Here is a 22,161-nt window from a genome sequence, read left to right as displayed (position 1 = left end):
GCCGGGTGGGCCGGTGGGCGATGCACGCGCGGTCGCTGCCGTCGCTTCGTCCCTGCCTGCGCAGGTGCCGCATCGCTGTCACGATCATATGACTCGATCGATGTTCGATCAAATCAAATGCTGTATCGATCAATGCACAAATTGAATCGATGGCCGCCGGGGCATACAATAACGTGGTCGTCCATCCATCCATCGATCGAACCAGGGGTCCCATGTTTGAAATCAGCCAGTTGCGCTGCTTTGTCGCCGTCGCCGAGGAGTTGCACTTCGGGCGGGCGGCCGAGCGCCTGAACATGACGCAGCCGCCGCTGAGCCGGCAGATCCAGCTGCTCGAGCATAACGTCGGCGTGCAATTGCTCGACCGTAGCAGCCGGGTCGTGCGCCTGACCGCCGCCGGCCACGCCTTCCTGCCCGAAGCGCTGCGCATCCTGCGCATGGTCGACGAGGCCGGCCTGTTGGCGCGGCGCGTGGCCAAGGGCGAGCAGGGTAGCCTGACCATCGGTTTCACGTCGGCGTCGGGCTATACGCTGCTGCCGGAGGTGGTGCGGCGCCTGCGCGAACGCACGCCGCAACTGGCGCTGTCGCTCAAGGAACTGGTCAGCACGGCGCAGGTGGAAGCGCTCGGCGCCGGGCAGCTCGACCTGGGACTGATGCGGCCGCTGGCGCTGCACCAGGAGCTGGTGAGCCTGCCGATCGCGACGGAAGACATGCTGCTGGCGATCCCGGCGCGCGAGGCGGACTCGTATCCGCAGGCGCCGACCTTGGCCTGCCTGCACCGGCGGCCCTTCATCATGTACTCGCCGCACGAGGCGCGCCCGTTCTACCAGATGTTGACCAGCCGCTTCGAGCGCGCCAACGTGGCGCCGGACGTGGTCGAGCACATCGGCCAGGTGCACACGATGCTGGCGCTGGTGAGCGCCGGCATCGGCGCCGCCCTGGTCTCGCAATCCTGCGCCCGCCTGCAGTTCGACGGCATCGTGCTGCGCCGCATGGAGACCGAACCGGTCCATACCGTGTGCGTCTATCGGCGCGACAATGAAAATCCCATCCTGCAGATGTTCGTCCGCGACATCCTGCCGGGGTTCGACGGCGCGCGCATGGCGCGGCGGGATTGACCGGTACCGCGACCGCCGCGCTTGACGCGTGATGGCCGGTCCAGCGCTCGTAAAACCACATGTCCAGGCGATCGGCGCGCGTCAGGCGGGCTGGGTGGCGGTCAAGGCGGTCCGGCCGGCGGCGGCGATGCTGGCGGGCATGGGCGGCTCCTGGCGGGCGATGGTGGGAGGCAAGCGACAGGACCGATTCTAGAAGCGCCGGCCACGGCGCGGAATCCCGCGCTCACGCTATGCGCGGGCGGCCGGCCCGTTCCAGATCCAGCGCCAGCGTGACGACGGTCCCCAGCCGGGCGCCGGGTTCGATGCGCAGCGTGCCGCCGAGCTGCTGGGCGCGCGCCGCCATGTTGCGCATGCCCCGTCCGCCGGACCCGGGGTTGTGGGCGAGGCCGACGCCGTCGTCGGCCACGCGCAGCACCAGCCGGCCGTCGCGCACCACCAGCGACAATTCGACCCGGCGCGCGCCGGCGTGCTTGGCGACATTGGTGAGCGCCTCCTGCGCCGTGCGCAACACCTGCAGCGTGGCGTGCGGCCCCAGTTGCAAGGCGTCGTCGGGAAGCTCGACGGTCCATGCGCACTGCACGTCGATCGCCTTCAGCTCGGCGCCCCAACGGAACATGAAGTCGCCGAACGCCACCTGCAGGTCATGGTCGTCGGGCGCCAGCGCTTCGAGCGCGAGGCGCATGTCGGCGATGCACGCCCGTAACGAGGAGGCCATCTCGATGGCGTCCATGGCGCCGCGCTCGACGCGCGACAGCGACGTGAACAGCTTGGAGCCGAGGCCGTCGTGGATCTCGCGCATGATCAGCTTGCGCTCGACGGCCGCCGCGTTTTGCCGCTCCAGTTCGGCCATGCGGTCGAAGTTGGCCGTCAGCGCGCGCTCGCGGTCGGCGATGCGCGATTCGAGCGTCTCGTTGAGCTCGCGCAGCGCGCGCACGCTGAGCACGAAGCGCGCGCACAGCAGCACGCCCATCGCTACCAGCACCAGGTCGGCGCCGTAGTGCAGCAGGAAATAGCGCTGGCCCACCCAGCCCGGCGCCAACGGCGCCAGCAACGACGGCTGCCACACGATCAGATAATCATGGATGCCGGTCAGCGTCGCCACGGCCAGCGTGGCCGGCAACAGGAACGACAGCGGCGTGCGCTGGCGCATGGCGGTGACGACCGACATGACCACGATGGCGATCGCGATCGGGATCAGGCCGGCGATCCACAGCCGGTTGACCAACTCGTCGCTGTCGATGCCGCTCATCAGCCGCCAGGCGGGGCCGATGGCCCAGTAGGCCAGCAGCGCGCGCTCGCTCCAGCGGTTGTGCAGGTCGCCGAGGCGGCCGGCGAACAGCGCCAGCACCACGATGAAGCCGCCCGTGCTCGCCAGATATAGCAGACGCCACCACTGCCAGCGCTCCGGCGGCACCGCCTCGATCACGAAGGTCAGCGTGCGGATGCCCCACATCAGGGCGGCGACGCCGAACCAGCCGTACAGCAGCTCTTCCGGCAAGCGCCACCAGATCAGCAGCATGAGCATCGCGACGACCAGGCAGCCGCCGACGGTCAGCTCCGGCATCGTGTGCATCCAGAAGTAGCGCCGGTCGAACTGGGGGCGCAGCTGCGTCAGCGGCCCGACGCGGGGCGGCGCGACGTTCATGGCCGTTTCGCCGGCCACCGGGCTGGCGTGGATCGCCAGCGCGTGGCGCCCGGCGCCCAGGCTGTCGCGCGGCAGGACGAACAGGGCCGGCCGCTCCCAGCGCACGTGCAAGGCCGGGCCGCTGACGGGCAGGTCGCCGACCAGGCGGCCGTCGAGCCAGACCTGGCCGCCGCCGTACAGGTAGGGCAGCAGGACGCCCCAGAATTCCGCCGGCGCGCCGGCGACGTCGAACGTCATGCGCAACCAGGCGCCGCGGGACGGCTGGCCGCGCGACAGCGGCAGCGCCGTCTCCCGCCAGGGCGCCGAGTCCGGCGGCGGCGCGGTCTCGGCCGACTCGACCATCATCGCCCGCCCGAGTTCGACGACGGCGTCGTCGGGCGCCGGTTCCAGCGTCAGCCACGGCAGCGAGGCGGCGGCGCACGCCAGCACGGCGGCGCAGCACCGCCACCACCTCATAGCAGCCCCAGTTGCGTGGCTTCGTAGACGGCTTCGGTGCGCGAGTGCACGGCCAGTTTGCGGTAGATTTTTTTGACGTGGGCCACCACCGTGTGCGGCGAGATGCCGAGCAGTTCGCCGACCTTGTCGAAGCTCAGTCCCTTGGCCGTCAGCTTGAGCAGCTCGATTTCGCGCGGCGTCAGGATCGACGCCGGCGCGGCCGGTCCGGACGGCGCGCCGGCCGGCGCCGGCGTGCGCATGCGCGCCAGCACGCGGCGCGCGATGCTGGGCGAGATCGGCGCGCCGCCGCCGCGCAGCTCTTGGATGCCGGCGGCGATGCGCTCGGGGCCGACATCCTTCAACAGGTAGCCCGTCGCGCCGGCCTCGAGCGCGGCGAAGACGTGATCGTCGTCGCCGAACATGGTCACCACCAGCACGTCGCAGTCGGGGCAATGCCGCATCACGTGGCGGATGACGACGATGCCGTCGACGTCGGGCAAGCCCAGGTCGAGCAGCACGACGTCCGGCGTGCTGCTCGAGAGCACGGCCAGCGCCGCGGCCCCGCTCGATACCGCCGCGATCAGGTGCAGGCGCTCCTCGGCCAGCAGCGCCGCCGAGAAACGGTGCAGCAGTTCGGGTTCGTCCTCGACGATCAGCACGGATGTCGGCACGGGAGGGGGGTGCGGGGGCGCCATGAATTGATTCTAGTACAACTTTATGGCCGCGTCGATAACGTGTTCACGCGATTGCCACGTCGCCCCGGCGCGTGCATAGTGGGCATTTTTTTCGGGAGATTGCCATGACCACCACCGAGCAAGTGCTCGCCCGCGCCAGCGCCGCCACCGGCCATGCGATCCTGTACTGGATAGGGCAGGGCGGGCGCGATCCCGCCGCCGCCCTGCCGTCGAACCCGGTGCGCGTGGCGCACGAGTGGGCCGGCCTGGACCGGGCCCACCAGCAGGCGCTGGCGCCGCTGGCGCAGGCCATGGGGATCGACGTGCACGACCCGGCGCTGGTGCGCGACGCCTGCGACTGCAGCGGCTTCGTCTGCTGGGCGCTGGGCTTGGCGCGCGTCGTTCCCGGGCCCGGGGGCGACGCCTGGATCAACACGGACAGCATCTGGACCGACGCCCAGGGGCCGCAGCGCCGCTTCACGCGCATCGAGCGGGCCCGGCCCGGCGCGCTGGTGGTCTATCCCCAGCTGGGCAGCGGCGAGGACTACGGCCACGTCGCCATCGTCGTCGAGGCCGATGCGGACGGGCGCGCCACCCGCATCGTCCATTGCTCGGCCGATAACATCGAAACCGCGCCGCACGACGCCATCAAGACCACCTCGCCGGCCAAGTTCGAGGCGCAAGCCCGCAGCATCTACGCCTGGTGCCGCGACGTCGGCTGACCCGCGCGCGCCGCATCAGCCGCGCCCGGCGGTGGGTGGAAAAAAGCCGCGCGGGATCACGCGGCGGGCCGACCGCGCGCCACCCCTGCATCGCGAACAGGTCGCTGGTCAGCCAGGGCCGCTGGATCGTGCACAGGATGAATTCGAGGTCGATCGACAGGTTCTTGGCGGTGTTGCCGAACACCCGATGCAAGGTCGAGGCGGCGGAATCCTGCCAGCCGGCGCTGCTGCTCGAGGTGCTGTGGGCGCCGCCGAACGCCATGAAGCCGAGCGAGAAGCCGCCGCCGCCGCTGGCCTTCGACAGCTTGCGGCCATTGGCGTCTTGCACGATGAGCAGCTTCTGCGCCGCCTCGAGCCGGGCCTTGGCACGGCCACCTTTTAGGCCGCCCCTTCAAACGGATCGAGTCGCGCGCGGCCACCCGGCCGTGTCATATTTGATCCGGATGATGGACCGACAGAATCACAAACTGGGTAAGAAAACCTTGCATCGTGGGATTCCAGATGTCGTTATGGTCGGCCATCACATCGGCGGTGGTGCGGATGTTCATGATCGGCATCCGCTCGGGCGTCAGGCCCATGCCGGCCGGGCCCCTTGTGATGTGATGGTTGGGCGCCACTTGGGCGCAGTCGGCATCGGTGTCGCAACGGGAAAGCAGCAACGGGGCGCCCTGATCGACCAGGGCCTTTCTGTCGTTGAAGCAAAAGCTCTGGTTGACCGCGACGCTCGCCGCCCCGGCCCCGGCGCCGATCTTTTGGTCGTCCTCGCCGCGCCGGCAGTCGTTCGACAATGCCGCCTGGTGGGTGACGAAGGGAATATATTGGCCCACGGCGGTGTTGTTCAGGGCGCGCCCGGCGCCGTCGTCGTCGGCATACTTGTCGAACAGCGTGGACACGGCGCGTCCCAGCGGGAACGCGGTAGCCGTGGCCCAATCGGCCTGCGTGGTGATCAGTACCAGGTGGGGAGCTTGGGTCCGCTCGTAGTCTTGGGTGCGTGCCAGTTCAAACTGGGGCCGGAGCCGCATCGCTTCGAACGCGGGGTTGACCAGCATGGCCAGATCCCAACGTTTGACGCCCTTTTTTTTGTCGCCGTCGCCTGTGGAATCGGCGGGCGGATCGGTGGCGATCTGTTCGAGCAGGTTATGCGACAGCGCGGAATAGACGATGGCGCCGCCAAAACTATGTCCGATCACCACCAGCCTCGAACCTTTGTTGGCGCCGCGCAGCAGGGACAGTCGCACCAGCAGTTCATACACCGCGCCATTGCCGACGTTCTGCGCGGTGTTCTTGCGGTCCCAAAAAGTGAGCTGGCTGAACGGCCACGAATACCAGTGATCGCCCTTGATCGATTCGCCACGCCAGCCGACATAAATTCCCAGGACCGGCCTGGGGCGCACGCCATACGCCTTGTCGATGTCGACGGCGCGTTGCAGCACTTCGCGAAACGACGCGATATTGGCGTCGCCGGGCGCGGCGTCGTGGTGCCAGCCATGCACAAACACCACCACGATACCGTTGCTTTCGGCCGCAGATCGCGCCTGCCGGAGCGTGTCCAACATCTGGCCGCGGTTGTATGGGCGGCCAAATTCATCGTATTCGACGTAGGCCAGGCAGGCGTTTCCGGCATCGCAAACTTGCGCTGCCGCTGCCGCTGCCGCTTCCGGCGACGGGCGCGATATGCCCGGCCCCCCAGCCGGAGCGGGGGAAGGCATGGTCTGGCGTGGCGCCAACGCGGTGCGGCCCAAGGACGCCACGAGGCACAGCGCGACGACGAGAAGCAGCGCAAGCTTTTTCAATTTCGACCTCCTTTTCGCCCAGGCTCCCGGCATCGTACCGGCAGCCCGCGCGCCCGGCCATACCACGTACGCGGTATCGGCCCCGGCGGCATTTTCAGCGATACTCCATCGACTTATCCAGCTCGGCTCGAGACGACAGCGTGCGGTGTGTTGGAGAGGCGGGCGCTACTAGAGAAAGAGACTCGATGGCTTACTCAAAAGATGTCTACGTCGGCCGGTCCTACGACAACGCGTTCGGCGATCGGGGTGAAGACTGGTCGCCGGAGCTCGGCTTCGGCGCGAACCGCGCCCGAATGATCAAGCTGTACGACTATTATCGGGACGTCTACAACAAGTCGCCCGACGTCTTGCTATGGGCGGGACTGGGCCGGATGGCCGGTGCCGAGGTGGTGGCGGGGCTGGACTACCTTGCCTCCACCGAAGGCGACATCGGTCCCATTCAGAACGAACTCGTCAGCACCGCGAAGGCCATTTTTGACGACTTGGCGTGGCTGCATGAAGCGTGGATCGACGACCCCGAAGGCGCCGTCGACTTGGCGCGCGAGCATGATGCGCAGCATCCCGCGCTGCGCTCCTATGCGGAGGCGCTGATGGCGTTCAATACCGGCGACGCCGACCAGATTGTTGCTGGCAACAAGATTTTGCTTGAGATCGAACAGTTTTCGGTGGTCCAGCCCCACTACGACGTGCTGGGCAATGCGTTCACCTTCGGGTTGACCCGGACGGCCGCGGAAAACGTGCACCCCTACCATCGCAGTTTTCTCGAATCGTTTCCGACGACGGTGACCAAGGATGTGACCGTGGCGGCGGATCGATGGGAATGGATCAACCTGCCGGGTGGCATGTGGGAAAAGTGGAGCGCGGCGTCGCCGGCGGGCATGGAGGGCGGGGAGCGCTCGCGCCTCGTCAATCTGGCGTTCGATCAATTGCTGCGGCGCGACTTCGCCGTCCCCGATGGACTTCAGTTCCTTCTGCCGCCGGGTGCGCCTTAGCAGGCGGAATATGGGTGGGGGGCCGAGCCGGAATCGCTTGGCCTCGCATTCACACTGCAGGGGGCGCAAGTTCGAAACTTGCACTTCCCACCAAGAATACGTTTTATATCAAAGGCTTACACCGACGAGGTGTAGGCCTTTTTTGTTTGGTCTGAGGCCGCAGAGTGGGAGGCCCATCCTCCCACATCCCCTGTTTCGATGTTTCGTTCAGCGAACTATCGATTATGGAGTGTCCTGTTTTACTGGCTTCACGGAAATCGACAGGCTCTCGCCATCCTTAGACCATTGAACGGCAGAACTTTTCCCATAAGAAGCTAGTAAATGAGGGGTCGCTATAATCTTCGCGCCGGGTTTGTCCGACTCCAGAATTGTTAGCTCCAAATCAGTATCCTCACCCCTGTCCTTAGCCAGAATTTGCAGCATCCAGCCATTTTCGAGCGATATCACCGCTTTTCTATCGAATTCGGCGCGGACTTGATTCTCCATACTTTGTCGGTGATTGATGCCAGCGCCCCTAGGTATGTTTCGTTCGAAAGCTACATCAAGTACGAGTTTCTGCCCTCCAGCAAGCGCTGTGCTAGATATTCCAATAAGAATGAAGAACAGAGTAACTGTCATTTTTAGCATGCTGAAGCCCCTTGCAATTGTAATATTCTGAATCCACGGGTATACGGTGAACAAAAATTCTGGAGGCAATAATACACCATTCCCTTAAGTCGTTCCTTATGTCTGCGACAGGCGGTGGCATGGCCGGGATAGACAGGAGATTTTGCGGATGAACGTCCTGATCTGGCCCTCAATCATCGAGCGCCCGAGGATTTTTCTTGCGGTATTCCGCAATCAGATCCACCCCAGGGATCTCGCTGGACGGTCCTTTTGCTTCCCCGCCGCGCCAGCCGTCGGCCGTTGGATCAAAGGTGTTGATGTCGAGGGAGGGTGGTCTTGCTGGCCAGTGCAAACAGAGGCGTGGCCGGCGCGTAATAGTCAAGCAGCACTCAAAGCTTCTTAAACAGATGCCTACGATGCAGCGGAGCTTCGTTGCGGTGGAGATATTTTTAACGCAACAGATCAATTCCTTGATTATTTCAGTGACAGTGGTTTTGCCGCAAAATTACGAGGGTAGAATGATTTTTCGGTAACAAATGTGCGACGCCAGATCAGCGAGAGACAAGCAGCAAAAGCGTGTTCGACATAAGCCTCTGTTTTTATGTCTCGGCAGGCCATCCAATCCAGATCGAAAGGAATACGAACCCGTTGCAACTGACCGGCGAGATACCAGTCGCGCGCATTGATAGCACGGGTAACGCATTGTCTTATTGTGTCGATCCCGGCAGCCCGCAGAAATGGTCGCAATGCAGTTCAGGTTGGTGGACTGCCGTGCTTAAACATTAGCTACGGCAGAATATGTGTGCGAAGATTTGAAATAATGTAATGTTCGGTCCGGTCCGCGCGCCAATGTCGAAAACATTTCCTTTGAATTGGATTATGGTAGAAACTTTTATTGCGGACACTATGTCCCCCCGGTCATTCAGGGCGAATCGCAGCCACGATATCTTGGCGACGGCTTATCTAAAAGGCATAATCGGCAAACTCAATCGCGCCACCCCTACCGATTCGCCGGCGCGCCGCACCATCGATCAAACGCTCGTGCCGATGCTGGCCCAGTTGGCGACTTCCAACCTCTGCTGGCAGCCCGAGGTCGGCGCGGTCATGCAGAGAATGCGCGAAGGTAATTTGCAGGGGGCGGCTGTGCAGGCGCTGCTGGTCTTGCACTCGCTGGGTCTTTCGGGTAGTTGGGAGCTCCTACTGAGCCAGTCAACCGACTTTAGCTTCGCTGGCAATTTCTTTAGCTGCCGCGGCGCCATGACAGTCAGTGCCAGCGACAGCGAACTGCGGGTCGGCGGAGCTGAAGGACAGTTTCTGCATCTCGTGCGCCAGGGCACGCGCTGGGTTATCGCTGGGGGCGGGGCGCATACGATGTCGTACCGTCAGCCTGGCTACTGCCGCCACGCCCGTTTTGAAGGCGTGTATGTCCACGACTGGATGGAACCGGAGGTGATAGGAGAGGACGTGGTTGTTGAATGGCCGATCACGGTCAACTGCGGCGCCCGGCAGTCGCTGGTGTCTGCGGCGCTGGACACCATTGACGCAGGATTGGCGGTGCTGGCGCAGGCGGATGAGAGCTACCTCCGCTGGGTCGAAAAGTTGTTTCGCGGCGTGGCCGCCACGGCCTATCGCCACGATGACATGCGCCAGAGTGGCAGCTATCTCGACCATCCGGGGGTGTTCAATTGCGGCTTCCCTGGTCACGCTGCGGCATCGACCGCCGAGGTGATTGTGCACGAAATGAGCCACCAGAATTTCCTTCTGCTCAATTCGGTCTTCCCGCTCTGTGTGGATCACGCGGATGACCAGATCTATTCGGCGCTCAAAGGGCGCAAGCGTCCGCTGAGCCGTGTACTGTTCGCCTACCACGCGGCCGCTAACATGGCGCTGTTCTGGGATGACCTGGCCGCCAAAGGGGCGCTCAATCCGTACTACGAAACCGAGCGCCAAACCATTTACCGCCATGCGCTGTCGCTAACCGAAGGCCTCAGCCAGGCGCGCGGCCTGACCGAGGCAGGCGCTTATTACTTCAAGTTGCATAATGCGCTGTTGGGCGAGCGCGGAATTGTCGGCCATGCCGCGTAGTAACGCAGCGCTCCCCGCCCCGGAACGCGGGAGCGCGCCCGCTCAGTTGCTGCTTCAGGTCGAGACATGGCTGTGCACGATTATGGAGCACATCGCGCCGATGATGTCCAGCTCCGTCAAGGAGCGGTTGTGGCGTCAGAAGTGCCTGAATGAGTTGGCGTTCTATCTGAACTGGCGCGATCTGCGCCAGCTGCCGTACAGCGCCGAAGCGGCGCGCCTGTCGGCTTTCGTGGTAGACAATTGCAGCAGCGACTATCTGGAATGGGCGGGCCGCCGTCCCCAGCAAAGCTTGGTCCATGCGCAGACATTCGCGCATGTCGTGCGTCATGGTGGAGATGGTGCGGCGACAACGAGTCTGCTGCGGCACCTGCTGAGCGGGCGCTTCAGCTGGCATACCGAGTTGCTGGCCTGTCGCCAACTGGAGCTGCTGCTAGCCTGCCGTCACGCGGGCGCCGTAGCGCCGATCGAGGTCAATGCCGTCATCGCCGCGTCCAGCCTGGTGCTGCCTCCTTGCCCGCTACTCAGCGATACCGAAGCATTTTATTCGTTTGCGCACACGGTGTTCTTCACACATCTGCTGCAGCCAGATGCCTTACCACCGTCTGCGCAGACGGTCGCTGCGCTCGAAGGCGGCCTGTGTCGCGCGATTGCCGCCTCAGATCTGGACCTGGCGCTGGAACTGCTGCTGTGTCAAATTGTCAGCGGCACGCCGTTCGATGGTGGCGCCAGGTTAGCCTACGCCCTGCTCGTGAACGGGCTGGGCGGCGGCGTGTTGTCGGAGACCATCCGTTTTTCCCCGGCCCAGCGCGATTTTTTGGCCGAGAGGCCTGAGGAACACTGGGCAAAAGCCTTTCACCTGATGCAGTTGGCCGCACTGGTGCTAACGGCGCTGGAACAATCGCAAAGGCAGACGGATCTGTTGGCCGCTGGCGACGATAGCTTCGCCTTGGTCTATGGGCGCTGCGCGCAACACCTGCAGCGCCACCAAATCGCGGCTGGGTTGGACGAGGCGGCGCGCCTGATGCCGACGGATGCGCTCCAGCACCGCCTCGTGCGCGGGATCGATGGGCACGTGGCCTTCCTGCGCAATTCGGACGGCAGTTTTGGCCGGTATTTCGACGAGCGCCGGTTGTACAACGCCAACACCCCCGATGGACATTTCGGTGATCTGATTTTACCGGTGCAGGATGCCTGTACCCGCCACTTGGCTCGCGCGGCAACGCGCTGTATTGGCGAAGGAACCGTCTGATGATGTCCTCCATCGCACCCATTGCCGTGCCCGCCACTGACGCCGCCCTGCCGCTACAGCATCTCGGCATCGTTTTTAAGGTCACCGAACGCTGCAACCTAGCCTGCCCATACTGCTACTTCTTCTTCTCGGGCGACCAATCGTATAAGGAACACCCGGCCATCGTGCCGGATGACACCGTAGCCGGTATCATCCGCTTCATCCAGAACGCCATCGCCGAGTCGGGCGTTACCCGGGTCCACATCGGCTTTCACGGCGGCGAACCGTTGCTGCTCAAACGCGACTATTTCGCCGATGTGTGCCAGCAACTGATAGACGGCCTGGGATCGCGCTGTAAGCTCAGTCTGAGCGTGCAGACCAACGGAGTGCTCATCAATGAAGCGTGGATCAATGTGTTCGAACGTTTTTCCATGGCGGTCGGCGTCAGCTTCGATGGCGACCGCGAAACCCACAATCGCACGCGCATCACCAAAAGTGGCCGGGGGACGTATGACGAAACACTACGCGGCTGGCGCCTGCTGGAACAGGCTGAGCGCGCCGGGCGCATTCGGCGGCTGGGCGTGCTGTGCGTGATTGCCCCGGACCAATCCGGTAGTGCCACCTTCCTGCACTTCGTGCGCGAGCTGAAGGTCAAGCACCTCGACTTCCTGCTGCCCGACCTGACCCACGATTCGATCGAAGTGAGCGAACGTTTCATTGAGCGCTGTGGTGATTACCTGGTCGACGTCTGCAGAGCCTGGTTCGCACACGGCGACCAAAACGTCACCGTGCGTTTTATGCGACGCATCATGCGCATGCTGCTAGCCCGCACGATTCAAGCGCACGATCCGTTCAATGCACAACGCGCGTCCCATACGCTGCTGACAGTGTCATCGAACGGCGACATTTCTCCGGACGATGTCTTGCGCACGCTGGATTGGCGCTTCCGCGAGACTGGCTTTCACGTGGCGACCGGTACCCTGCGCGAGATACATGACGGCCCCATGTGGGGCGAGCTGCGTGCTGTTCAACAAACGCTGGCACCCCAGTGCAACGCTTGCATCTGGAACGGCGTGTGCGGAGGCGGCCTGAAGCAGCACCGCTATTCCCTGCGGCGCGGCTTCAACAATCCGTCAATCTACTGCAAGTCGCTCGCGCGCATGTACGCCTATATTTGTGCACAGCTGGCCAAGGGGGGGATACCCGTGCAGTCCATCGAGCAGCGCTTGTCTAGCCTGGCCGTTGCTCCGACCGCAGCCGCAATGAACCCAACGACTTCAGATGACTAGCCATACGATCCGGGCAGCGTCCGTGGCGCCGCCAGTCACGCGGCACGAAGTGGCGTCGGCCAGTTGTGCCCCGACGACGTGGTCGCGGTCGAAACGAGCATGACGCTGCATTACCTGGGTGCTCCCCACGTAGTTTTGCATGCCTGTTGTCGGGCATTTTATTGACTATCTAAAGGAAACTATCATGTCGGAATTCGAAAAACTGCTTCAGGAAGTGGCCGCAATGGACCAGTCGGCGCCGTTGATGGACCTGGATCGGCTCACCGAGCTAGTGGAGTCGCAGATCAGCAATGTGATTGGCGGCGGCTATTCGCAGTACTACTCCTCGCACGACAAGGACGCTTACGTCGATATCTACGATTCCGGTCACAATAAGGATGCCAGCTAAGAGCTGAGGACCGTCAATTGCGCGCTCTGGATATCTCGGCACCCAGCCTGTTCGCCCTTGCTGCTCTAATGGCGGTCGACTCCGCGCGGGAGGGCGGCCAGGCTGGAGAGCCGGATGTCACCGTGCCGGCCGGCGGCGCGCCGGCGCCGCCGGCGGCCGACCTGGCGCACAGCAAGGTGCGAAGCTCGCGTCTGGTGCTGTTCGCTCAGAATGAGTGGAAGATCCGACCGGTAAGGTCGTTGTTTCCGGGTGGCCGCCGGGAAAGCGAGCACTTGTGCACGAAGGGCTACAGCTACACGGCGTCGCCTTCGAATACCACTGTGTTGAGCCCGATCGTTGAGAGAGTACGAAGGAAGCGATATGTCTAACCTGTTTCAATCGGCCTATGCCAGTTTCTCTGCCGCCAAGCTCAAGGACGCGCAGGCCGTCTGGATCAACCACGCTTATATACATCAGCCCGAGCCCGGCGCTTGCCCGTGGCAGGCGTTTGCGGCCCGCTTCGCCTACATGATCCCGGACGGAGTGAGCTTCGACACGTTGCAGTTCGACCAAGCCGACCGCATCACGTTATTGGCCGAGCGTTATGGCGGCAGAGGCATCGCCGATAATGGCGGCGGGGTGCGCTGCGGCATCCTGGGTGAATTTCAGATTAAGGGTTTGGGTCAAAACCTACTGGTGGGCAGCGGCACCGACGTGGCCCATTCCTACGGTGGCTTACGAGCGGCGGCGGCGGTGCATGAAGCCGTGTACTCCGAGCTGCTCAACCGTATTTTACCGTATGGCACGGCCCGCGCCTGGGGCATTATCCTGACCGGCCCCGAGGCAGCCTACGGCGCCGCGCCGGCGCGCGAATGGGGGGCTTTGCTGGTGCGCGACAACGTGATACGCCCGGCCACCTTCCTGCGCGCGCCCGATTACATTGCCTCCCGTCCGGATGCGCTGTGCATGCTCTCCGATGTAGGCCGCGTGCGCCGCCTCAACCGGGAATTGAAGACCAACCTGGATGCAATTGGCGGTGTCGGGCGTTTTCTGCTTGGCTTTCTTGCCAAATGCGCCAGCCAGTTCGCTTTTGCCCGGCTGGCGCGCCTGATGCATGGTGGGGTGAGCCCATCGAATCTGTCGCTGGATGGGCGCTGGCTGGACATGACCAGCACAGTTTTCCTGCGCAGCGACCAGAACAACTCGGGTACCACGCCGGTGACTTTTTACGAAGAAATAGACACGCCGGTGCCGGTGGTCGTCGAACTCGCCAGCACCTACGCCAAGTACAACGGCTGCGAACTACAGGTCGCGCCGTTGGTGGAGTTTTACCGCGCCCGGGTGCGCGCCGAGATCGACGAGCGGATGCTGTACTTGTTCGGTCTGGACGTGGCCGGCCCGTTCGCCGCGGAGCACGGCGCCGATCTGGCGCTACTGCGCGCGGCCGGCTGGAACTTGCTGTCGTCGGCGCCGCCGGTCCGTAAGGACTGGCCGGCAGCGCTGCCGGACGATGATCCGCTCACTTTGCTGGTGGAGGGACTGTTTTTGTCATTGGTCGACCGGGTGCGCGGCATGGCAAAGATCGGCGCGGCGCTTCCGCTGTTCGACCGTTCGTATGCGCTGCCTGACGCCTTTCGGGCACTGATGGAGGCCGGTGTGGCCTCCTGCGCTCCGACCGGCATGGCCATCGTCGCCATGAAACGAGCACGTCTGCCGGAGTTTTATTTCAGGTACCGCATGGGTGACCATGTACGCGCAGTGATAGCGGGGGGCGACGTGGCGGCGGTGCGCGTCATGCTGGACAGGATCCATACCGTGGCCGGGTGGGCCTTTGACGGTTGGTTGGATGGCCGATTGACCGTCTGCCGGGGCGTTGACGCCGAGCTGTCCCTGGTAACCGGCGGCGCGTACGCGCTTGCCGTCGGTGGCGCGCAGCGGCGTTTTTGTCGCGCACGCGATGTTCGCGCCGCCTTGGCCGATGGCCCGCCTGGCGCCTGGACGGTGGAACACCACGATTTCCTGCCTTGGATAGAGCGCACCTTGGAGCTGGTGCAGACACTGGAGGAGGGCGCATGATCGAACCTGAGGTACTACTGGCGGCGCTGGAACTGAGGGCGCGCTTTTGTATGGAGACGTCGCCCGCGTGCCTGCTGTACCTGACCCGGTCCGCGCGCAAGGGTATGCTGCGCATCCTGGAAGACGCGCTCGGACGCCGGGTTGGCTATGTGGCATGGGCTTCGGTGAACAAGGAATCGCTCCGGCGCCTGCAGCGGGTGGGGCTTGGCATGCCGGCGCACTACGAATGGGATGAAGGCCGCCTGATTGTCATTGTCGATGCGGCCTTCGCACCGGGCGGCGTGCGTGTCTTGGCGCAGCCACTGTTGGATGCTTTTGCGCACCGGCGCGTGGTGGTGCTTGCACGCAGCCATGCCTTTTCTATGTACGCGCGCACCGGCGACGGCTTCCGGCACGTAGCCACACAACGCTTCGCTCGGACGGCGTCCCCGCAAGTCCTCCCTTAAACGACACAGGCGCATGATGAGTTCGACGGTGTTCTTTCATAACGGCTTTGGCGACTACGTCATAAATCGCGGCGCGCTGGCGCTGCTGGCGCACCATCTGCCGCGCCCCGTGCGCCTGATCTACGGCGACGGCCCGCATGCCTTTCTGGTGCGTGATTTGCCTTTCGACGCCTTTGAACCGGTTCAGGTGTCCGGCCCCAATGGTGGGCGTGGGCGGCGGATCGGCTCACCGCTGCGCTGCGGCGTCGACCGGTCGGACCTGCTGGTTAACTTGTCCTCTTGGGAAGGGCCGGGCATCGAACAATTGCGCGCGCGGTTGGCGCCCGCGCGCTATGTGTGGAACCCGGCATGGCGCGAGTGGCACGCAGATGGACTGAACGCGGTTGAATTGGCGTATGGAACGGTGCAGGCGGTGTGCGCGCACACTGTGCTGGCCGAGATGCGCATGCGGCCGGCGTTCGACACGCCGCTGCAGTTGGCGGTCGCTGCCTTGCTGCGCCAGTTGGCGCAGCAAGGCTACACGCGCCACCTGAGCGTGCATCTCGACAGTTCCGAGGACAAGCGGTGGCCGCTGGCCGCGCTGGGCAGCGCGGTGTGCGCGTTGCTAGCGGTCCATCCAGAGCTGTGCGTGCTGGTCGTGGGGCGCCGCGATCGACTGCCGCGCTGTGCCTGCCATGGCCGACGCATTACGTTCCTGGAGCATTTCTCCCTGCAGGCATCGATGAGCGTGGTGGCGCGCAGCGCCGCCTTTCTAGGGGTGGACTCGGTCATGATGAAGGTGGCCGACGTGTTCGGCGTGGGAGGCGCTGCCGTGTTCGCCACGCGGCGCGACGCCAGTCGCTGGGGGTATTTCTGGACGCCGGCCCGGCAAGTGGTGCTGGACGCAACCGGCGAGACTGACGTCGAAGGGCAAGTCAAGGATGGCCTGCTTGCAGCTGTCGCCCGGCAGGACCTGCCGCCCAACACCATCATCACCAACCAGTGAGTGCGACTTTGGATACTTTGACTATTTTTCGGAAAGAAGCCTTGGAACATCAGTGCGTGCGGCTGGCAGGTACGGTGTCGCTGAAGGCCGACCGCGGCACCAGCCGTGCGGCATTCGGCTACATGGCGATAGCGGTGCTGGCAATTGCGGGCTTCGCGCGCATGGAAGTGACAAGCTCAACGCCAATCTCCTGCCGCGTCACCGGAGCGCGCCAGGCGCTGATCGGACCGACGGCGTTGTACACCGGCACGGGCACCCGGCTCGAACGGGTCGAGATCGAAGCCGGGGGGCGGGTGGTCGCGGTTATCCCGCAGGCAGGGACCGCGGACCGACATGGCGGGGCAGCGGTGCCGCTCGGTCCCGGTGCCGCGGCCGGGCAGTGCAGGGCCACGGCGAGGCTGGTGCTCAGGCCGATGGAACTGATTGCCGCCAAGCTGGCTAAACACCCCTGATGGACTGGTCAATTTATGGGACGCTTGCCCTTATGAGAACAAAAAATCGACGCATCCCCATCAGCCCGACCCTGCAGAGCACGGCCACCGACTGCGGTCTTGCCTGTATGGTGATGGTGCTGCAAGCGCACGGCACGACGGTCAACCTGGAAGGACTGCGCGCGAGCGTGCAGGCGTCCTCCCAAGGCGTCTCGGTGTCGCAGCTGCTGGCGACGGCGAATACCTTCGGCCTGTTCGCGCGCGCCGTCAAGGTGGAGCTGGACGCACTGTCGGCCATGGCGCTGCCAGCTATCTTGCACTGGAATTTCAACCACTATGTGGTACTGGAACATCTCGATGGAGATACCGCCACCATCCTGGATCCCCGCAAGGGCCGCATGACCATGCCGATGGCGCAATTGTCGAAACACTTCACTGGTATCGCGGTTGAGTTCAAGAGACTGCCCACCTTCAAGGCCGTCACGCAGTTGGTCGGGGTGTCGATCTCCGACCTGTGGACACGGCTGGAAGGCTGGCGCAGCTCGGCGCTGCTGGTGGCCGCCATCTCCATCGTTATCCAGCTCGGTGTCGTGGTGGCGCCGCTGTTCATGTCGGTGATCGTCGACCAGGCCATCGCAACCCATTCCGTGAGTCTGCTACAGGCCATCCTGCTGGCCACGGCGGGGGCGCACGTGCTGGTGATCGCCGGTGAACTGATCCGGCGCCACCTGTTGCTCACGCTTGGCACCGAACTGATCGCGCAGCTGAATTTGAATTTGGTGAACCATATTCTGCGTCTACCGTATGGGTTCTTTCAGCAATCGCGCCTGAACGATGTGCTGAGCCGGATCGATTCGATTCGCGACGTCAAAGGCGCCCTGACAGAAGGGGCGATCCCGTTCGCGATCGACGGCCTGTTTTCAATCTTCATCCTCGTTTCGTTCATGTTCCTGTCGCCGGGGCTGGCGGCCATAATGCTGGTCTTCTTCACCGCCTTCGCGCTGACCCGTGCGTGGTCCTACAAAAAACTGCACTTCATGAACGAACTGGTGCAGGACCGCAACAGCGAAGAACGCTCGCAGCTCATGGATACCCTACGCGGCATCCAAACCGTGAAGGTGCTCAATGCAGAGTCGGCCCGGCTGTCGGCCTGGCGTGGTGCCAACCTGGCCGCGCTGGAGAGCGTCCAGATGCAGCAGCGCTACCAAGCGCTGCTACGCGCGTCGAACAGCGCGCTAGCGGCGCTTGAACTGGTCGTCATTACCGGGCTGGCGGCCATGCTCGCGATCGAGGGTAAGATCTCCGTGGGCCTGCTGTTTTCCATCGTCGCCCTGCGCCAGCAATTTCGCGAGCGCGCCTATCCGCTGATCGAGCGCGTGCTTGAATTCAAGCTGTTGCACGCGCGCCTGCAGCGCTTGTCGAGCATCGTCACTACCCCCAAGGAGTATGAGAACACCGCGGGCGCGTTGCCCGTCCTCGATATCGCCGACTTGTCGATCGATATACGGGACTTGCATTTCCGGTATGCGCCGCAAAGCGCCAAGCTGTTCAACGGGCTCGATCTGCAGGTGGCTGCGGGGCGCTTCGTCGCCATCAAGGGTAAGTCGGGTCTGGGCAAGTCCACTCTGATCCGTATATTGCTGGGACTGGTGACGCCCAGCACCGGGCGCATCCTCATCGGTGGCACGTTGCTGGAAGGCGTTACCATCGGCGCTTTCCGCAACGTGGCGGCCGCCGTGATGCAGGATGACCAGCTGTTCGGCGGCACCCTGTTCGACAATATCAGCGGGTTCGATCCCAACGCTTCAATAGAGCAGATCTACGACGCGGCCCGGTTGGCCTGCGTGCACGAAGAAATTCTGGCTATGCCCGCCAATTATTTCGGTCAGGTTGGCGATATGGGCGCCAGCCTGTCCGGCGGGCAGCGCCAGCGTATCCTGTTGGCGCGCGCCCTGTACCGCAAGCCTCGCATCCTGTTTCTGGACGAAGGTACGGCCAATCTGGACCTTGCCTGCGAAGCGCGGATCATTGAGCACATCCGGCAACTGGGCATTACAGTGATCTGTGTGGCGCACCGCGCGCGCGCGCTGGAAGTCGCCGATGAGGTCTACGAGTTGTGCGACGGTAAGTTGGTGCGCGAGGAAAGACCGGTGCTGGCACGGGCGGGCTAATGGAGGCTGGCTTAAGTTACGCAGAAAAAAGTGCCCGGGATTCGCTCTTCAGTCAGCGCTCACTTCGGACGTTGTGAGCCAGTTGCATGTCACCCATTCATACTGACAGTATCATCACGAGGCCCCTATCATGTCCCGTCTGTACTTTGGTCCCGTGCGGCCGCTACCTTCGTGGTATTGGGTCGGACAGGATGTGGCCGAACAGCTGCGCTGCGCTCACGACGTGCGCTACTTTTCCAGAGTCGACGATATTGCCAACGATGCCATCGTGTTCTGGGTCAAGGCGCCGCCGGATCGTCAATCGTGCGCGCGGTTGGTCGACAAGCGCGCCAGAATCATCTATCTACCGGTTGATCAGTATGCGAGCGAGGCGGATATTGCCGCGCATGCGGCGTTCCATGCTATTTGCAGGCTGGTTGTGGTTCATCTCCACACCATGCGCGCATTCTTCTCCGGCGTACCGGTCATGACGGTAGACCATTACAACAAGTACGGCATCGACTGCGCGTCGCGCTCGCCTACCAGCGGGCCGCTTTGGGTTGGCGGCTATCAGTATCTGCCATACATAGTTCTACACATGGCCCGCGAGGGAATCGATATTCCGATCGACGTACTGACGGACTACAGAACCCCGTCTGCGGTCGCTGCCGCCTGTCGACTGGGACAGCAATTGCAGCTGGAGATGGACTTCGCCATGCCGTTGCGGCTACCAGGCATGGCGATTCATGAGTGGACCGAAGCACGCCAGGCGGACATGTTGCGCGCCTGCTGTGCCGCCTTCGACTACAAGCACGTGGACGACTTCAATCAGCGCTTTAAGCCGCCAACCAAGCTGCAGAAGTACACCGCCTCCGGCATACCGGCCGCGATCAATCGCGACAGTCCTTTACATGCCCATATGCTGGCAGATGGAGTCGATCTGTGCAGCTTCGCCGATACCGCGACCTGGAGCAGCGCTGCCTACGCGCGCATGATTTCCACGTATGCGGCGCAGGTCGCGCCGCGCTTGCGCATAGAGGCTATCGCCGCGCGTTATCTGGTGTTCGCCGCGGCGGTCTGAAGGCGTATCGGCTCGGGACCGGGAGGGCGAACCGTCATGGAAAAGTATGGGTGCTCGAATTTTGTCGGCGTGATCAGTCGCACGCGGATCCCGGCACGCCGGGCCGCTACCATGAAGCTGATCTGGTCTCGCACCGAACCGGCCGACAGTTCTTCCCACCACAGTTCGTTAAAGCGCTCCATGCGCGTGCTGTGACGACGCAGGAGTACCGAGGTCTCGGCCAGACCCGCGTGTGCCGGAAAACCGTCGGCGCGGTAGCGCGCGGTCTGGCGATCGATGAGCTCTGGCGCGTCCAGTAACTTTTCCTTGCACACGCGGGCTTCCTCATAAAGACAGTCGCGGGTGCGATGGCGAAATACGGCGAGATCGCAGTCGCTCAACCAGTCGGAGCACAGCCGTGCCAGCGGTACGCGCAGCGCCACGTTGGCGTCTTGCCAAAGCGAATAGGGGGCGTCGATGTGCTGATGTGCCAGCAGCTTGATGCGGCGGGCTGTGCGCCGCGCTGATTGCGCATGAGGCCCGAGCGCGGCCTGCTCCCACACGGACGTCGGCACGGGAGCGTCGACGAAGGCCAGGAAGCGCGCGGGTGGCGCGCCACCGGTGTGCTGGTCTTCGCGCAGCGGCTCGCGCGCACCGGTCAGGCAGGTGTATACGACGACGATGGGCTTCATTGGAAGAAGTGCGCCTTGAGGGCGCTCCACCGGCGCTTCACGATGAATGCGCGGCGCTTGCCGGTCGCCCACCCGCCCGCCGTCATGCGAGGGCCTTTTGTACGTCGACCGCCAGCCCGCTCAGGTCGGACAGGCGGGTATCGGAAATACTGTTCCACACGGCGTCGTTCTGCTTGAAGAAGCTGAGCTTTTTGCGCTGTTGGGCCACGCTCTCGTGCACCTCCGGACGTGCTGTTTTGATGAGTGTGAAATAGCTCAGGCTTTGCAGGCGGTAATGGTTGTTCAGCAGCGCGAAGCGGTCAAGTTGGTCTTCGTGCAGATTAATAAAGGACGCATCGTCGACCGGACTGCCATCGGCCAGCACCTTGCGGCCGAGATGGGTGCGCGGATTGTGATGCAACATCTCGGAAATGGCGTCAGGACGCACGAACGGTTTGAGAAATGAGCGGCTGATTTGTGCCGGACCGCGCCGCGTGAAACCATGCACCACCGAGGCGGGCTGCTCGTGATGACCGGACGAACCAAAGCTCAGCCACGGAATCAGTACTGCCTCGGCATCGCCAAAGCGAGCCAGCACGGTGGGAAGCCCTTTGCCGTCGCATGAGTAGATGAACTCGTCCAGATCGAATATGCCCAGCCAGTGCGCGCGGCCGCGGATGTGTGCCAACAGTTCGGTGTAGGCGCCGATCTGATAGCCGTCACGCTCACACTCGAACAGGTGCACCGTTCCAGTCCCAAGGTACGGTGCCAGAACGTCCAGGTGTCCGTCGTCACTATTGTTGTTGATCAGATAAAAGCGCTCCACGCCAAAGCGAAGGTAATGCTCAAGCCACTCGCGCAGAACATGCGCTTCGTTACGGAATATCGCCATCACGGCCAACTGGCAGGCGTGTGGCGCGGGACGGTTGAGAGGGGAGGGCAGAACGTGCATGGGCGGGGCAGGTTAGTCGTTAGTGGCGCTGCGCCGACGGGCCAGCGGCGATATTCATTGGGCGCGGTAGCGAGTGCTGGCTGAGCGGTGCACTGGCGGCGCGCACGCGGCCCGGACGCGACCGATTTCGGCGAATTAACGAATTGAAGGAAAATTGATTCATTAGAATTAAGTGTAATCGCAAAAAAATGTCGCCGTCAAGCATGTGCGAATTTCCGCAGAAACGCCGCCATCGCAAAGACGGCGAAAATGAATCCCTGCTGGCGGGAAAAATAGGCAGGTCGGGCCGCGAAGAGAGACGTCGGGCGCCCGCCAAGAAATAAAATGAAATTGAAGGGTGTCGGCGCATGCCCACCGTTTTTAGACGTGTCGATAACAAAGGAAAATTTTGGCGTCAACCGATGCTGCCGCGCTCAGATAGATTGTCAGTATTTTTAAT

General features: G+C 63.3%; 22 protein-coding genes and 1 tRNA gene. 15 read left to right on the top strand and 8 right to left on the bottom strand.

The window, feature by feature from the left end; translation table 11 throughout:
* Positions 1 to 212 precede the first annotated feature (212 nt).
* The gene (locus tag JOD97_RS13045) at positions 213 to 1,115 is read left to right on the top strand and encodes a LysR substrate-binding domain-containing protein (protein WP_209718109.1); all 903 of its coding nucleotides are present in this window, start codon (positions 213 to 215) and stop codon (positions 1,113 to 1,115) included.
* Between the two features lie 223 nt (positions 1,116 to 1,338).
* On the opposite strand, the gene JOD97_RS13040 is transcribed toward JOD97_RS13045, so the two are convergent.
* Together JOD97_RS13040 and JOD97_RS13035 are read right to left on the bottom strand one after the other, a co-directional pair.
* Positions 1,339 to 3,216: a sensor histidine kinase gene (locus tag JOD97_RS13040; RefSeq protein WP_209718106.1), complete on the bottom strand. Its 1,878-nt coding sequence runs from the start codon at positions 3,214 to 3,216 to the stop codon at positions 1,339 to 1,341.
* Entirely contained in the window at positions 3,213 to 3,890 is a 678-nt protein-coding gene (locus tag JOD97_RS13035; RefSeq protein WP_229264428.1) for a response regulator transcription factor, read from the bottom strand. The genes JOD97_RS13040 and JOD97_RS13035 overlap by 4 nt, the downstream gene beginning before the upstream one ends.
* A gap of 104 nt (positions 3,891 to 3,994) precedes the next feature.
* On the opposite strand from JOD97_RS13035, the gene JOD97_RS13030 reads away from it, so the two are divergent.
* Positions 3,995 to 4,591, top strand: coding sequence for a CHAP domain-containing protein (locus JOD97_RS13030; protein WP_209718103.1), 597 nt, complete (start codon positions 3,995 to 3,997; stop codon positions 4,589 to 4,591).
* Here JOD97_RS13030 and JOD97_RS13025 read toward each other — a convergent pair.
* Both JOD97_RS13025 and JOD97_RS13020 read right to left on the bottom strand, forming a co-directional pair.
* Positions 4,518 to 4,919, bottom strand: a complete 402-nt coding sequence (locus tag JOD97_RS13025; protein WP_209718101.1) for a hypothetical protein — start codon at positions 4,917 to 4,919, stop codon at positions 4,518 to 4,520. The genes JOD97_RS13030 and JOD97_RS13025 overlap by 74 nt on opposite strands.
* Before the next feature lie 100 nt (positions 4,920 to 5,019).
* Entirely contained in the window at positions 5,020 to 6,384 is a 1,365-nt protein-coding gene (locus JOD97_RS13020; protein WP_209718098.1) for an alpha/beta hydrolase, read from the bottom strand.
* A gap of 185 nt (positions 6,385 to 6,569) precedes the next feature.
* Here JOD97_RS13020 and JOD97_RS13015 point away from each other — a divergent pair, with 185 nt between their 5' ends.
* Entirely contained in the window at positions 6,570 to 7,376 is an 807-nt protein-coding gene (locus tag JOD97_RS13015; RefSeq protein ID WP_209718096.1) for a hypothetical protein, read from the top strand.
* Between the two features lie 17 nt (positions 7,377 to 7,393).
* Positions 7,394 to 7,469 (top strand) — tRNA-Val (locus tag JOD97_RS13010).
* Positions 7,470 to 7,598: 129 nt separating this feature from the next.
* Here the strand turns inward: JOD97_RS13010 and JOD97_RS13005 are convergent.
* On the bottom strand, positions 7,599 to 8,003 hold the full coding sequence (locus JOD97_RS13005) for a hypothetical protein (protein WP_209718094.1): 405 nt from the start codon (positions 8,001 to 8,003) through the stop codon (positions 7,599 to 7,601).
* 453 nt (positions 8,004 to 8,456) lie between these two features.
* Positions 8,457 to 8,729 carry a hypothetical protein gene (locus tag JOD97_RS13000; RefSeq protein ID WP_209718092.1) on the bottom strand — a complete coding sequence of 91 codons (273 nt, stop codon included), beginning with the start codon at positions 8,727 to 8,729 and terminating at the stop codon, positions 8,457 to 8,459.
* 201 nt (positions 8,730 to 8,930) lie between these two features.
* Between JOD97_RS13000 and JOD97_RS12995 the strand changes: the two genes are divergently transcribed.
* The 11 genes from JOD97_RS12995 to JOD97_RS12945 all read left to right on the top strand — a co-directional run bounded on the left by JOD97_RS12995 (position 8,931) and on the right by JOD97_RS12945 (position 20,120).
* A complete protein-coding gene (locus JOD97_RS12995; RefSeq protein WP_209718090.1) occupies positions 8,931 to 10,067 on the top strand; it encodes an HEXXH motif-containing putative peptide modification protein in 1,137 nt (378 codons plus the stop codon).
* Entirely contained in the window at positions 10,057 to 11,316 is a 1,260-nt protein-coding gene (locus JOD97_RS12990) for a hypothetical protein (protein ID WP_209718086.1), read from the top strand. The genes JOD97_RS12995 and JOD97_RS12990 overlap by 11 nt, the downstream gene beginning before the upstream one ends.
* Positions 11,316 to 12,584, top strand: a complete 1,269-nt coding sequence (locus JOD97_RS12985; RefSeq protein WP_209718084.1) for a radical SAM protein — start codon at positions 11,316 to 11,318, stop codon at positions 12,582 to 12,584. Before JOD97_RS12990 ends, JOD97_RS12985 begins: the two co-directional genes overlap by 1 nt.
* A 184-nt stretch (positions 12,585 to 12,768) precedes the next feature.
* Positions 12,769 to 12,972: a hypothetical protein gene (locus JOD97_RS12980; protein WP_209718082.1), complete on the top strand. Its 204-nt coding sequence runs from the start codon at positions 12,769 to 12,771 to the stop codon at positions 12,970 to 12,972.
* Between the two features lie 17 nt (positions 12,973 to 12,989).
* A complete protein-coding gene (locus JOD97_RS12975; RefSeq protein WP_209718080.1) occupies positions 12,990 to 13,340 on the top strand; it encodes a hypothetical protein in 351 nt (116 codons plus the stop codon).
* Positions 13,333 to 15,027: a hypothetical protein gene (locus JOD97_RS12970; RefSeq protein WP_209718078.1), complete on the top strand. Its 1,695-nt coding sequence runs from the start codon at positions 13,333 to 13,335 to the stop codon at positions 15,025 to 15,027. The genes JOD97_RS12975 and JOD97_RS12970 overlap by 8 nt, the downstream gene beginning before the upstream one ends.
* Entirely contained in the window at positions 15,024 to 15,473 is a 450-nt protein-coding gene (locus tag JOD97_RS12965) for a hypothetical protein (protein WP_209718076.1), read from the top strand. The genes JOD97_RS12970 and JOD97_RS12965 overlap by 4 nt, the downstream gene beginning before the upstream one ends.
* Positions 15,474 to 15,486: 13 nt before the next feature.
* The gene (locus tag JOD97_RS12960) at positions 15,487 to 16,458 is read left to right on the top strand and encodes a hypothetical protein (RefSeq protein WP_209718074.1); all 972 of its coding nucleotides are present in this window, start codon (positions 15,487 to 15,489) and stop codon (positions 16,456 to 16,458) included.
* Positions 16,459 to 16,466: 8 nt separating this feature from the next.
* Positions 16,467 to 16,910, top strand: coding sequence for a hypothetical protein (locus JOD97_RS12955; protein ID WP_209718072.1), 444 nt, complete (start codon positions 16,467 to 16,469; stop codon positions 16,908 to 16,910).
* 32 nt (positions 16,911 to 16,942) lie between these two features.
* On the top strand, positions 16,943 to 19,060 hold the full coding sequence (locus JOD97_RS12950) for a peptidase domain-containing ABC transporter (RefSeq protein WP_209718070.1): 2,118 nt from the start codon (positions 16,943 to 16,945) through the stop codon (positions 19,058 to 19,060).
* A 130-nt stretch (positions 19,061 to 19,190) separates the two neighbouring features.
* Positions 19,191 to 20,120 (top strand): hypothetical protein, encoded by a 930-nt coding sequence (locus JOD97_RS12945; RefSeq protein ID WP_209718067.1) that lies wholly within the window; start codon positions 19,191 to 19,193, stop codon positions 20,118 to 20,120.
* Here the strand turns inward: JOD97_RS12945 and JOD97_RS12940 are convergent.
* Complete coding sequence (locus tag JOD97_RS12940) at positions 20,093 to 20,791, bottom strand: glycosyltransferase domain-containing protein (protein ID WP_209718064.1); 699 nt, start codon at positions 20,789 to 20,791, stop codon at positions 20,093 to 20,095. The genes JOD97_RS12945 and JOD97_RS12940 overlap by 28 nt on opposite strands.
* Positions 20,792 to 20,873: 82 nt before the next feature.
* Positions 20,874 to 21,722 (bottom strand): glycosyltransferase family 2 protein, encoded by an 849-nt coding sequence (locus tag JOD97_RS12935; RefSeq protein ID WP_209718061.1) that lies wholly within the window; start codon positions 21,720 to 21,722, stop codon positions 20,874 to 20,876.
* Between the last annotated feature and the right edge of the window lie 439 nt (positions 21,723 to 22,161).

Source organism: Duganella sp. 1411 (genome assembly GCF_017833525.1).
Taxonomy (GTDB): Bacteria; Pseudomonadota; Gammaproteobacteria; order Burkholderiales; family Burkholderiaceae_D; genus Rugamonas.
This window is presented reverse-complemented; position numbering and strand designations above follow the sequence as displayed.